Here is a 12,369-nt window from a genome sequence, read left to right as displayed (position 1 = left end):
CTGTAAAATCGTACATAGTCAAAAAATCGTACACGCTCTCAACTCACTACACGTGGTCGCCCCCGTGCGTGCACCAGGTTCCAAGAGGCATTCAGCCATCAGCCTCAGGAAGCCACAGTGCCCGTCACCGTAGTAGCGCATGCAATGCCGGCACGGGTCATCACCCGCGTGACAGGCAGGCGCCACACTGCAGATTGCTGTTAAAGTGCATACCTTCAATTCGCCGTTCCCACATCATGCGCACCACCCGAGCCATCCACGCCGTCGAGCGGCTGAAAACCCGCAGCGGCAACCCGCAGTTCGCGGCGATCAGCCTGTCCGGCGGCCTGTTTTATCTGGTCGACAAATCGAGCGGTACCGATAAGAAAGTGTCCGATCCGCTGACGCTAGACGACTTCGTCAAATTCGTCGACGGTTTCGGACCGCCGAAGCCGCGCAAGGCAAGCAAACTCGACATTGCCTTCGAAGAGCAGATCAAGAAAAGCAAGGGCAGCTAGGCAGCGCCACGCCCCATTTGACTATCGAAGATATCCGCTCCATGACCAGGACAAGCGCCAGGTCCGTCAGCATCGCGCCGGACCACAATCAACCCACCCTGTCGAAGGGCCAGAAGGCGTTCAACACGCTGATCAAACAGATCGAAAAGCGGCGCGCCAGTTTGAGCGCGTGGGAAGAGTTCGTGCTGGCTTTCCAGCAAAAGTACGTGAATGAACTGCTGCCGCTAACGCAGAAGATGCAACATTTGCGTGCGCGGATGGCACACCTTCTTGACGAGCAGAGCAATCAGAAACGTATCACGCAGACCGAGCGGCGTACCCTTTCAGCGGTGATTGTCGATCTGGCGGCGAGATGCCTCGGGGAAGAAGATAGCGACGAGTTGAAAGCGCTCTACAACCGTCACAGTAGGTCTGACTACGACGAGGAAAGAGCGTCCGAGTTAGACGAAATGAAATCCATGCTGGAGACGGTATTGGGCGTCGAACTGGACGACATCGATATGAACTCGCCCGATGAAGTTCTGGATCGCCTGCAAGCGCATATCGAACAGGACGACGCCGCGCAAGCAGCGGAACATCAGGCACGCCAGGCACAAAGCGCCTCGAAAAAGAAAACTGCGAAGCAGATGGCGGCCGAAACGCGTCGCGAGGAAGAAGAAGCGCAACTGAGCCGCTCGATTCGCGAGGTGTATCGCAAGCTGGCCAGCGCGTTGCATCCCGATCGCGAAAGCGATCCAGAGGAACGCAAACGGAAAACCGCGCTGATGCAACGAGTCAACGAGGCCTACAGCAAGAACAACCTGCTGCGGTTGCTCGAATTGCAGCTGGAACTGGAACACATCGATCAGAATGCGCTCGATAACCTGAGCGAAGACCGGCTCAAGCATTACAACAAGATACTGAAGGAGCAGGTCGGCGAACTCAACGACGAAATTATGTTTGCCGAAATGGAATTCAAGGAACGCTACGGGCTCAACCCGATGGCTTCCATCACGCCGAAGAAGGCAATGCACGGGCTGACGGAGGACGTTTTCTTGCTACAGGAACAGATCCGCTCGCTCGAGTACGATCTGGTGGAGTTCCAGGACCTCGGCACGCTCAAGGCCTGGTTGAAAATCAGGCGACGTTGAAATTGGATGGCTCCCTTCGCTATCGGGCGTGCGCGCCACGTGCCCAGCGTCAACCGGGTCCTACTGCGCACCACTGACCATCGGCCGCACTGCTTGCCAACACTGCATCGATAAAGCGCAAACCCGCCACACCGTCAGCCACCGTTGTGAGCAACAGGCTCTCAGCGGGCAACGGTTGACCGGCATTCAACGCTTCGATCTGCAACGCCGCATCCTTGTACAGCTGCGCGAACGCTTCCAGATAACCCTCAGGATGCCCCTGAGGCACGCGCGTCGCATGCGCCGCGATCGCACTTTTCACCCGTCCGCGCGTCAGTCGTTCGGCCGACCCACCGAGCGGGGTGAACCACAATTCGTTCGGATTCTCCTGATCGAAGGCGAGATTCGCTTTCGTCCCGTACACCCGCAGACGCAGCGCATTCTCCGCGCCGCTTGCCACTTGGCTCGCCCACAGCATGCCGCGCGCGCCATTAGGATAGCGCAGCATCGCCTGCACGTGGTCGTCGATACGGCGTCCCGGCACGAAGGTATGCAACTCGGCGGATAGCGACGACGGCGTCATCCCCGTGATGAAGGCGGCGAGGTGATACGCATGCGTGCCGATATCGCCGAGACAACCGGCAGGGCCCGCCAAAGAAGGATCCGTGCGCCAGCCTGCCTGCTTGTTCGTACCGCTCGCTTCTATCGGTTCGGCCAGCCAGTCCTGCGCGTATTCGACTTGCACCACGCGTATTTCACCGAGCTCACCTCGTTCGACAAGCTCGCGAGCATGGCGCACCAGCGGATAACCGGAATAGGTATGCGTCAGCGCGAACAACTTGTTCTTCTCGCGCGCGAGCTTCGCGAGCGCCTCGCCTTCCGCCAGCGAAATCGCCAGCGGTTTGTCGCACACCACATGAATGCCCGCTTCGAGAAAAGCCGTCGCCACCGGCGCATGCAGATGATTCGGTGTGACGATCGCGACCGCGTCGATGCCGTCGTCGCGAGCGGCTTCGGCGCGCGCCATCTCGCGCCAGTCTGTATAGCTGCGCGCGATGCCGGCGTCAGCCGCGCTCGCCTGCGCGCGCTGCGGATCGGTCGACAATGCGCCCGCTACCAGTTCGAACCGGTCGTCGAGCCGCGCCGCGATTCGATGTACTGCGCCGATAAATGCGCCCTGCCCGCCACCGACCATGCCGAGCCTGAGTCTTCTTTGTGCCATCGCACTCACTCCTTTGCGATCTGCTTCATTCGCTGCATGGTTAGCTCGCAGCCAACCCGCCTACAGATCGCGGTCAAATGCCAAGCACGCGTTTTAGCTGCGCCGCATCCACGCCACTGCCTGCGAAATCATCGAACGCATGATCAGCCACGCGAATGATGTGGCGGCGAATGAACTCCGCGCCTTCGCGCGCGCCGTCCTGCGGATGCTTCAGTGCGCACTCCCATTCCAGCACCGCCCAGCCGGGAAAATCGTATTGCGCCATCTTCGAGAAGATCGCGCCGAAATCGATCTGCCCGTCGCCGAGCGATCGGAAACGCCCTGCGCGCTCGACCCAACCGCTATAGCCGCCATACACACCTTGCTTGCCACTCGGACGAAACTCCGCGTCCTTCACATGAAACGCCTTGATGCGCTCGTGATAGATGTCGATAAACGCAAGGTAGTCGAGTTGCTGCAAAACGAAATGGCTCGGGTCGTAGAGGATGTTCGCGCGTGGGTGTTGCTTCACGGCGTCCAGAAAGCGCTCGAAAGTCACGCCGTCATGCAGGTCCTCGCCCGGATGTAGTTCGTAGCACACGTTCACACCCGCTTCGTCGAACGCATCGAGAATCGGCGTCCAGCGGCGCGCGAGTTCCTCAAACGCTGCTTCTATCAAACCTGCCGGACGCTGCGGCCATGGGTACAGATACGGCCACGCCAATGCGCCGGAAAACGACACATGCGCATCGAGACCCAGACGCTGCGAAGCCTTCGCTGCGAGCTTCATCTGTTCGACGGCCCACTGCGTGCGCGCAACAGGATTGCCGCGCACATGCTGCGCGGCAAAGCCGTCGAACAACACGTCGTAGGCCGGATGCACGGCCACAAGCTGCCCTTGCAGATGCGTCGACAGTTCAGTGATCGTCACGCCGGCATCTTCCGCGACCTCACGCAGCTCGTCGCAATACGGCTGGCTTGCGGCTGCCTGCTCGAGATCGATCAGACGCGCATCACACGGCACCTGAATCCCCTTGAAGCCGAGACTCGCGGCCCAGCCGGCCAGATGCGCGAAGTTGTCGAACGGCACCTCGTCGCCCATGAATTGAGCGAGAAAGATCGCCGGCCCTTTGATGGTTTTCATCGTACGGTTCCTCGAACTGTGACGCGCCTGTCACGGCTCTACGACAGAGACATGGCAAGCGCGCGCCGGATGCCCAGGATCAGAACGGCGAGTCAGGAAAATAGAATTGCTGCGCGTTTTCCTTCGTGATCAGCACCGACGGAATGATCGTGGTCGGCGGCAGTTTTTCGCCCTTCAGACGCGCTTCGGCGGTGAGCTTGATCGCGTCGTAAATGAATTTCGGCGAGTACGACACGTCCGCCTTGATCATCGGTGCGCCGTCCATCACGTTCTTCACCATACCCTTCGAACCCGCGCCGCCGAATACGGTCTTGATGTCGGTACGCTTGGCCTGCTCGATCGCCTTGATGACGCCAACGGCCATGTCGTCGTCCGCCGCCCAGACCGCGTCGATGTGCTTGAAGCGCGTGAGGTAATCCTGCATCACCTTGAAGGCGTCGTCGCGATTCCAGTTCGCGTACTTACCGTCGAGGATCTTGATGTTCGGATACGCCTTCAGCACGCCCGTAAACGCGGTCCAGCGTTCGTTGTCGAGCGTCGTTGGAATGCCGCGCAGCGCGACGATGTCGCCCTTACCGTCGAGCGCCTTCGCCAGATACTCGGCGGGGATCTTGCCGAACGCGGTGTTGTCACCCGCAACATACGCATCCTGTGCGCTGGTATCCGTCAGGCCGCGATCCACTACTGTCACGTACACGCCCTTCTTCTTCACCTGAGCAACCGGCTGCGTGAGCGAAGCCGATTCGAACGGGAAAATCACCAGTGCGTTGATCTTGTTCACCGTCACCAGATCCTGCAACTGGTTCGCCTGTTCGGGCGCGCCGGCTGCAGTCTTCACGATCACCTTGAGATCAGGGTGCGCTTTCTCCAGATCGGTTTTCGCCTTGTTCGCCCACCAGACGATGCCGCCCGTAAAGCCGTGGTCGGCTGTCGGAATCGCGACACCCAGCGTGACTTTTTCATCGGCACGCGCAACGCCTGCCGTGCCTAGTATTCCCAACGCCAGCATGCCGGCGCCGACCGCTCGAATGACGTGCTTCATGGTTGTGTCTCCTATTGTGAGGCGTTCATGCGCCCCGATTCTCGAACTTGCCGCTGTATTCCTTGAAGCTCAACGCCCACCACCTACCGCCGTCCGCGCTGCACAAACGCGACGAAGATAATCACGACGCCCTGCACCGCCGCGTTCAGATACACGCTGATGATGCTGGTCAGATTCAGAATATTGGCGATCACCGAAAGCAGGATCGCGCCGATCACCGTGCCGACCACGCGCCCTTCGCCGCCCTTCAGCGCAGTGCCACCCACCACCACCGATGCAATCGCCTCGAGTTCCCACAGCAAACCCGTGGTCGGCGTAGCCGAACCGAGCCGCGGCACATACAACACCGTCGCGACGCCGACGCAGATACCGAGCAGCACATACGTCACGATCTTCACGGTATCAACGCGAATCGCGGCGTAGCGCGCAACCTGTTCGTTGGAACCGATCGCCTGCACGTGGCGGCCAAACGCCGTGCGATTGAGGATCAACGCGCCGCCCGCCGCAACCACCAGGAACACCCAGATCGGAACGGGCACGCCAAAGAGACTCGCGTAGTAAACCGGTCCGTATAGATCGGATAACGAGTTATCCAACGTCAGCGCGCCGCCATCCGCGAGCCACGTCAACACCGCGCGAAAAATGCCCAACGTCCCCAACGTGACGATGAACGGCTCGATGCGTCCTTTGGTAATCAGCAGTCCGTGCGCACAGCCGAACAACCCGCCGAGCACCAGCGCGAATACAATGCCGAGCGTCAGAATCAGCAAGGGCGCGAACGTGTGAGCGCCGACACCCGCAGCGAGTCCGTTCATCAGCCAGATCATGCTGCCCGCGATCAACGCCGCCATCGACCCGACCGACAGATCGATGCCGCCCGAAATGATCACGAAGGTCATGCCGACCGCGATGATGCCGATGAACGAGGTGCGTGTAAGCACGTTCATCATGTTGTCGAGCGTCGCGAAATCGCGGTTGAGCAGCGTGCCGACGATGCACAGCAGGATCAGTCCAACGAGCGGCCCGAGCGCATACAGACGATGCGCGAAGCGCAACGCGCGGCCGGATTGAACGGCTTCAGTGGGTGCCGGTCGCATGGGCGATCAACTCCTCTTCGGTCAGATGTTCGAGCGTGAGCGTGGTTTGCAAGCGTCCCGCGCGCATTACGGCTACGCGATGGCACAAACCAATCAGCTCGATCAGTTCGGATGAAATGACGATCACCGCGCGGCCCTGCGCAGCGAGGCGATGGATCAGGAAATAGATGTCGCGTTTTGCGCCGACATCGACACCGCGAGTCGGCTCGTCGAGCACGATCACATTCGGATCGGGCTGCAGGAACTTGGCGAGCGCGAGCTTCTGCTGATTGCCGCCGGAGAGCATGCGTGCGCGGCTCGACAGATCGCCGGTGCGAATGCCGAAGTCGTGCACGGCCTGAGTCAAAGCCGCGCGCCCCGCTTTCATATCGAGCAAGGGATGCGCGTAGCGTTCGAGCGTCATCAGCGTGACGTTGTCCTGCAGGCTTAAATTCACATGCAGGCCTTTGCCTTTGCGGTCTTCGCTTAGATACGTAATGCCGTGGCGCATGGCGTCGCGCGGGCTCTTCAGATCGGCGCGGCGGCCGGCGATCTCGATGCGGCCCGCCGTGCGTTTGCGCAGGCCGATGAGCGCTTCGAAGGCTTCGGTACGGCCCGCGCCGACGAGGCCCGCGAAACCCAGCACTTCGCCGGCGCGCACGTCGAAGCTCAAGTCTTCGACCCAGTCCGGCACGGCAAGGCCTTCTACCTTTAGCGCGATCGGCGCGTCGGCAGGCACGGTGATCTTGTCGGGGAACATATCGGACACGTCGCGCCCAACCATCAGATTCGCCATCTGCTGCCGCGCAAGTCCCGCCGTTTCGCTGCGCGCGACGAAGCGGCCGTCACGCATGACGATCACTTCGTCGGTGATGCGCTCGACTTCGTCAAGCTTGTGCGAGATGTAGACGATGGTCACGCCGTCGGCTTTCAGCTTCGCCATCAGCGTGAAGAGGCGCTCGGTTTCGGCCGGCGTCAGCGTGGCAGTCGGTTCGTCCATGATGAGCAAACGCGCGCGCCGCGACAGCGCCTTTGCGATCTCCACCATCTGCTTTTCCGCGACGATCAACTCGCGCACTTTCGTATCCGGTGCTTTCTCGAGACCGACCTGCGCCAGAAAACGCGCGGCCTCGGCACGCATTGCAGCGTCGTCGACGAACCAGCCGCGTTTTTTTTCATGGCCGAGATACATGTTCTGCGCGATCGTCAGATGCTCGGCGAGGTTGAACTCCTGGTGAATCAGCACGATGCCGGCCGCTTCCGCGTCGCGCGAACCGATGAACTGCTGCGCGTGACCGTCGACCAGCAAGGTGCCCGAGGTCGCCGTTTCGTAGCCGGCGAGGATTTTCATCAGCGTCGACTTGCCCGCGCCGTTCTCGCCGAGCAAACCGTAGATACGCCCCGGCGCCAGGTCAAAGCTCACCCCGTGCAGCACGCGCACCGGTCCGAAATCTTTGCGGATATCGTCGAAGCGAATGGCGAGGCTCATGACTTACGCGCTCCTGCGAATCACGAGCCGATGCGGTAGCAGCACGCCCGGCACGTTCGCCAACGGATTCGCGAGCCGTTGCAACAGGAGGCGCGCGGCGGTTTCGCCGAGTTCGCGCATCGGCTGGGCGATGGTGGTCAGCGGCGGATCGACTTGCGCGGCGAGCGAGATGTCGTCAAAGCCGACCACCGCGACATCGTCCGGCACACGCTTGCCGACGCTGCGCAAACCGTGAATCACGCCGATCGCCAGCGTGTCGGAGACGGCGAAGATCGCGCTTGGCGCGTGAGGCTGCTGCATCAGCACGGCCGCCGCCGATGCGCCCGCCTCATAGTCGAGACTATTCAGGTTCATGCGCCAGCGCTCGTCCGGCGTGATGCCCGCTTCCGTCAACGCGTCCAGATAGCCTTGCTGGCGCTGCCGCGCGTACAGATAGTCGACGTCCGAATTGATGAGGCCGATGCGCCGGTGGCCGCGCGCTAGCAGATGCCGCACCGCGTCGCCCGCCGCTCGATAGTTGTCGATGCCGACGTACGGCACGCCCATCTCCGGATCGAACTCACAACACGCGACCCACGGCAGCGCGCTGGATGCCTCGCCGAGCGCCTGCTGGATGGTGGCGGGATCGAGGCAGATCGCGCCGTCAGCGCGGCGGCGGCGCAGCAGATCGAAGTAGCTGCGCTCGCGTCCCGGATCGGCGCCCGTGTCGCACAGCAGCATGAAATAGCCGTGCTGGCGCGCGACGCTGTCGATGCCGCGCACGATCTCCGCGTAGAAGGGGTTGCCGACGTCGGGCACCATCGTCAGCAGCAGGCGGCTTTCGGCGGTGCGCAGGTTGCGCGCGAGTTCGTTGACGCGATAACCGCTGGCGTCGACGGCCGCCAATACCTTATCGCGCGTGGCGGGCCGCACGTTTTCGTGGCCGTTCAGCACGCGCGAAACCGTCGCCACCGAGACCCCCGCCTGCTCCGCCACCTGAGCAATCGAAAGGCCCTCCGCCGGACGCAGCGGCTGAGCCTCAGGCTGCGGGCGCGCTTTCGACGACGGCGACGAAGTCGCTCGGGCCGCTTTGGACACCGACTTGGACAAGTGGATTTGCCTCGAAAATGTAATCGATTACATTTTTGCGCGATGAAAGCCGGAATCGCAAGGACGGATCGCTAGGGATTAACACGGGGTCGAGCAGGCACGGCGAGAGCGGTCCGAGGCGCGACACGGCGGCGCACTGCCCGCGACGGCGTGGATTCGCGCCGCCATTTGGTACAATCCCGCAGTTACCCTGCCGTGGCCTGCCATACGAGGCTATACCCCGCGGGCTGTACCCCGGCGTTACACCCGGAGTCGCACCCCGAGGCCGCCGGCCAGGGCAAAGAATCGCAAACTCGCCAAACCACACTGCCGAATCCACCATGAACATCGAGCAAGCGCGTTTCAACATGATCGAACAGCAGATCCGCCCCTGGGAAGTGCTCGACCAGGACGTGCTGAATCTGCTCTCGATCGTCAAGCGTGAAAACTTCGTCCCCACCGCCTACCGCGATCTGGCCTTCGTCGATTTCGAAGTGCCGCTGCCGGCCGGCCAGCACATGCTGGCGCCGCGCGTCGAAGCGCGCGTGCTGCAGGAACTGGCGGTGAAGAAACACGAAAGCGTGCTCGAAATCGGCGCCGGCTCGGGTTACATGGCCGCCCTGCTCGCGCACCGCGCGCAGCACGTCCTGACGGTCGATATCGAACCGGAACTGGCGGAACTGGCGAAGAACAACCTGATCGCCAACGGCGTGCTGAACGCCGAAGTCGTCACCGGCGACGCGTCGCGCGGCTGGGCCGGCGCTGCACCGTACGACGTGATCTGCGTCTCGGGCGGCCTGCCGGTGCTGCCGCAGGAAATCCTCGAACATCTGAAGGTTGGTGGCCGCCTGGCGGCGTTCGTCGGCACTGCTCCGGTCATGAAGGCGCAGATCATCACGCGTATCGACGAGAAGCAGTACCGCATTGCCGACGTGTTCGAAACCTATGTCGAACCGCTGATCAACGCCGTGCAGCCGCCGCGCTTCAAGTTTTAAATCGCACGTTTCGCACGTTTTTCCGGACGGCCGGCGCGCCGCCGTCCTCTGAACTGGATGTCCTGCTGATGCAAAATCTGACCGCTCCCGCGCTCGCTGAATGGCTCGCCGATCAATCGCGCCCTGCACCCGTGCTGCTCGACGTGCGTGAACCGTGGGAAATCCAGACGGCGTCGATTGCCGGCGCCGTGTCGATCCCGATGCGTGAGATTCCCGCACGCAGCGAAGAGCTCGACGACGACGTGCAAATCGTCTGCGTGTGCCATCACGGTGCGCGCAGCGCCCAGGTCGCGATGTTCCTCGAATCGCGCGGCCACACCAACGTCTTCAATCTGCAAGGCGGGATCGACGCGTGGTCGCGTCAGGTCGATCCGACCGTTCCCACCTATTGATCGCACGGTCGCGATGATCCGTCGGCGGGTGCCGGTCCAAGCGGCCGCTCTGGCGCTTCATTGCGCGGCTCTCGCGTTTCTTCCGATCCCGGCACACGCCGTCGGCCTCTCCCAGCTTTACGACGAAGCACTCTCGAGCGACGCGCAGTTGCAAAGCGCGCGTGCGGCGCTTGCCGCCAATAGCGAAGAGTTGCCGCTCGCTCGCGCCAAACTGCTGCCGCAAGTCTCCGCGTCGCTCACCGCGAATCGCCAGAACACCGATTTCGGCGGCGGCTTTCCTGCGTCGTACGGCAATAGCAATGGCTACACGATTTCGCTTACGCAGCCGCTGATTCACGTCGATAGCTGGTACGGCTACGCGCAGGGCAAGCTCGCGGTGGATTCGGCGCAGGCCTCGTTTGCACAGGCGCGGCAGGATCTGATTGTGCGGCTTGGCCAGGCTTACTTCGACACGCTCGCCTCACAGGACAGTCTCGCGATTGTGCGCTCGCAGAAGGCGTCGATCGCGCAGCAGCTCGAATCGGCCAAGCGTTCTTTTGAAGTCGGCAATACGACGATCACGGATACCAACGAAGCCCAAGCTAAATACGATCAGGCGATCTCGCAGGAAATCGCCGCGCAGAACGATCTCGCGGTAAAGCTCGCCACGTTGCAGCAGATTGTTGGGCATCCGGTCGAGCGCGTGGATGGACTCGCCGTCGGTGCGCCGCTGCCGCCACCCGTGCCCGCCGATATCAATCTGTGGGTCGACGCGGCCACCGACGCGAACTACCAGGTTGTGCTGAAGCAGATCGCGCTGGATAGTGCACAACGCGAAACGTCGAAGGCCAAGGCCGGCCATCTGCCGACCGTCGACCTGGTCGCGAGCCGCTCGCGCAGCAGTCTCGGTGCGGCCGGTGCGGGTAACTTCGGCGGCAATTTCGGTGGTGGATTTGGCAGCGGCGCGAATACGCCCTCGCCTGGTACGCCAGCGCTCGCCGCGGAACTGGGTAATCTGGGGTCCACGTACACGAACAGCACGATCGGCGTGCAGCTCACGATTCCGATCTTTGCGGGCGGCGCGACGCAAAGCCGTGTGCGTCAGACGCGCGCGCTCGAAGACCAGGCGGCGGCCGATCTCGATACAGCTCGGCGCAATGCGGCGCTGTCGGCACGGCAGGCGTTTCTTGGTGTGGTGAGCGGGCTTGCGCAGGTGCGCGCGTTGCAGACTGCCGAGCGTTCGGCGAATACCTCGCTTGAATCGAATCTGCTTGGTTATCAGGTCGGCGTGCGGATCAATATCGATGTGCTCAACGCGCAGGATCAGTTGTTCTCGGCGCGTCGCGATCTGGCGAAGGCGCGTTATGACACGCTCATCAATAGTCTCAAGCTGAAGGCTTCGACTGCTAATCTGACCGATCAGGACGTGCTGCAGTTGAGCGCGCTACTGTCGCCGGTCGATGATGGTTCGTTGACCGCGCTTCCGCAGGTACCGGCTGTGCCGCATCCGGGCGTGGCGGCGAAAGGCGCGGCCGGGAAGCGCGGTCGACTGGCGTTGCCGAATGTGACGGCGCCGCAGTAAACCGATTCGCTTCATCTTTTTCATTCCCCGATTGATCCTTTGTCTACGCAGCGCTTCATTCGTTGCGCGGGTGGGCTATCTGCTGCTTGTCCATGTTTACTTGCTGTCAATGCCTGCTGACGTTCCCATTTTCCGACGCATGTGACTCTTCGCACATCCTCAGTGCGACGACCCTTTCCCACCTCCCTGACACCGTCCCTTCGTTGCGATCCTTCCGGTCCACGCCGCAGCATTTTCTGAGACTTTCCTGACCGCGACCCGGGCACCATGCTCCGACCATTTTTGGAGGAGCACGGTGATGAAGGTTTTGAAGATCGCGATGCTGGCGGCAACGCTGTTGCCACTTGCGTCGTATGCGGTTTTAGGCGGTGCGCCGAGCTCCAGTTCATCCTCGCCGGTGATGCTACGCGCCACACCGCAGTCTGCCGACGCTGCAAGCACGGGCACTGGCGCGGCCAGCGCAACCACCGCGGCGCCCTACACCGTGCGCGAGTCGCGCGACGCCGACGGCGTCACGATTCGCGAATACGTGCTGCCCAGCAATGTCGTGTTCGCGGTCACTTGGGAAGGGCCCATACGGCCGGATATGAAGGCGCTGCTCGGCAGCTATTTCCCCAACTACGTGAACGCCGGTGAAAGTCGTGTGCGCGGCCCCGGCCCCATGGTCGAAGGTAATGACGACTTTCGCGTCGAGTCTGCCGGCCGCCTCGGCCACTTCTTCGGCATCGCCTATCTCCCCCGTCTGAAACCTGCCGGCGTCCGCCCGGGCGATCTGAAATAAGACGGCCACCGAGT

At 62.0% G+C, this 12,369-nt stretch carries 12 protein-coding genes; 6 read left to right on the top strand and 6 right to left on the bottom strand.

Translation table 11 applies throughout. The features are described from left to right. Positions 1-236: 236 nt before the first annotated feature. A complete protein-coding gene (locus KHO33_RS07160; RefSeq protein WP_154565923.1) occupies positions 237-497 on the top strand; it encodes a hypothetical protein in 261 nt (86 codons plus the stop codon). Positions 498-703: 206 nt separating this feature from the next. After that, positions 704-1,627, top strand: a complete 924-nt coding sequence (locus KHO33_RS07155; RefSeq protein ID WP_236074662.1) for a J domain-containing protein — start codon at positions 704-706, stop codon at positions 1,625-1,627. A gap of 49 nt (positions 1,628-1,676) precedes the next feature. On the opposite strand, the gene KHO33_RS07150 is transcribed toward KHO33_RS07155, so the two are convergent. The 6 genes from KHO33_RS07150 to KHO33_RS07125 form a co-directional block, all read right to left on the bottom strand. Beyond that, positions 1,677-2,828, bottom strand: a complete 1,152-nt coding sequence (locus tag KHO33_RS07150; RefSeq protein WP_200564311.1) for a Gfo/Idh/MocA family protein — start codon at positions 2,826-2,828, stop codon at positions 1,677-1,679. Positions 2,829-2,901: 73 nt separating this feature from the next. Next, positions 2,902-3,951 (bottom strand): sugar phosphate isomerase/epimerase family protein, encoded by a 1,050-nt coding sequence (locus tag KHO33_RS07145; protein ID WP_200564310.1) that lies wholly within the window; start codon positions 3,949-3,951, stop codon positions 2,902-2,904. Between the two features lie 79 nt (positions 3,952-4,030). Beyond that, entirely contained in the window at positions 4,031-4,993 is a 963-nt protein-coding gene (locus KHO33_RS07140) for a substrate-binding domain-containing protein (protein ID WP_200564309.1), read from the bottom strand. Positions 4,994-5,076: 83 nt separating this feature from the next. Next, positions 5,077-6,090 carry an ABC transporter permease gene (locus KHO33_RS07135; RefSeq protein ID WP_200564308.1) on the bottom strand — a complete coding sequence of 338 codons (1,014 nt, stop codon included), beginning with the start codon at positions 6,088-6,090 and terminating at the stop codon, positions 5,077-5,079. Beyond that, positions 6,071-7,558, bottom strand: a complete 1,488-nt coding sequence (locus KHO33_RS07130) for a sugar ABC transporter ATP-binding protein (RefSeq protein ID WP_200564306.1) — start codon at positions 7,556-7,558, stop codon at positions 6,071-6,073. The genes KHO33_RS07135 and KHO33_RS07130 overlap by 20 nt, the downstream gene beginning before the upstream one ends. A 3-nt stretch (positions 7,559-7,561) precedes the next feature. Continuing rightward, a complete protein-coding gene (locus KHO33_RS07125) occupies positions 7,562-8,647 on the bottom strand; it encodes a LacI family DNA-binding transcriptional regulator (protein ID WP_200564304.1) in 1,086 nt (361 codons plus the stop codon). Positions 8,648-8,967: 320 nt separating this feature from the next. Here KHO33_RS07125 and KHO33_RS07120 point away from each other — a divergent pair, with 320 nt between their 5' ends. The 4 genes from KHO33_RS07120 to KHO33_RS07105 all read left to right on the top strand — a co-directional run bounded on the left by KHO33_RS07120 (position 8,968) and on the right by KHO33_RS07105 (position 12,355). Then, the gene (locus KHO33_RS07120) at positions 8,968-9,621 is read left to right on the top strand and encodes a protein-L-isoaspartate O-methyltransferase family protein (RefSeq protein WP_200564302.1); all 654 of its coding nucleotides are present in this window, start codon (positions 8,968-8,970) and stop codon (positions 9,619-9,621) included. A gap of 68 nt (positions 9,622-9,689) precedes the next feature. Further along, a complete protein-coding gene (locus tag KHO33_RS07115; RefSeq protein WP_054042884.1) occupies positions 9,690-10,013 on the top strand; it encodes a rhodanese-like domain-containing protein in 324 nt (107 codons plus the stop codon). 13 nt (positions 10,014-10,026) lie between these two features. Then, positions 10,027-11,574, top strand: a complete 1,548-nt coding sequence (locus tag KHO33_RS07110; RefSeq protein WP_200564300.1) for a TolC family outer membrane protein — start codon at positions 10,027-10,029, stop codon at positions 11,572-11,574. Positions 11,575-11,872: 298 nt separating this feature from the next. Continuing rightward, on the top strand, positions 11,873-12,355 hold the full coding sequence (locus tag KHO33_RS07105) for a DUF2844 domain-containing protein (protein WP_054042889.1): 483 nt from the start codon (positions 11,873-11,875) through the stop codon (positions 12,353-12,355). Positions 12,356-12,369 lie beyond the last annotated feature (14 nt).

Origin of the sequence: Paraburkholderia nemoris (genome assembly GCF_905221015.1) — a bacterium.
Taxonomy (GTDB): Bacteria; Pseudomonadota; Gammaproteobacteria; order Burkholderiales; family Burkholderiaceae; genus Paraburkholderia; species Paraburkholderia nemoris.
This window is presented reverse-complemented; position numbering and strand designations above follow the sequence as displayed.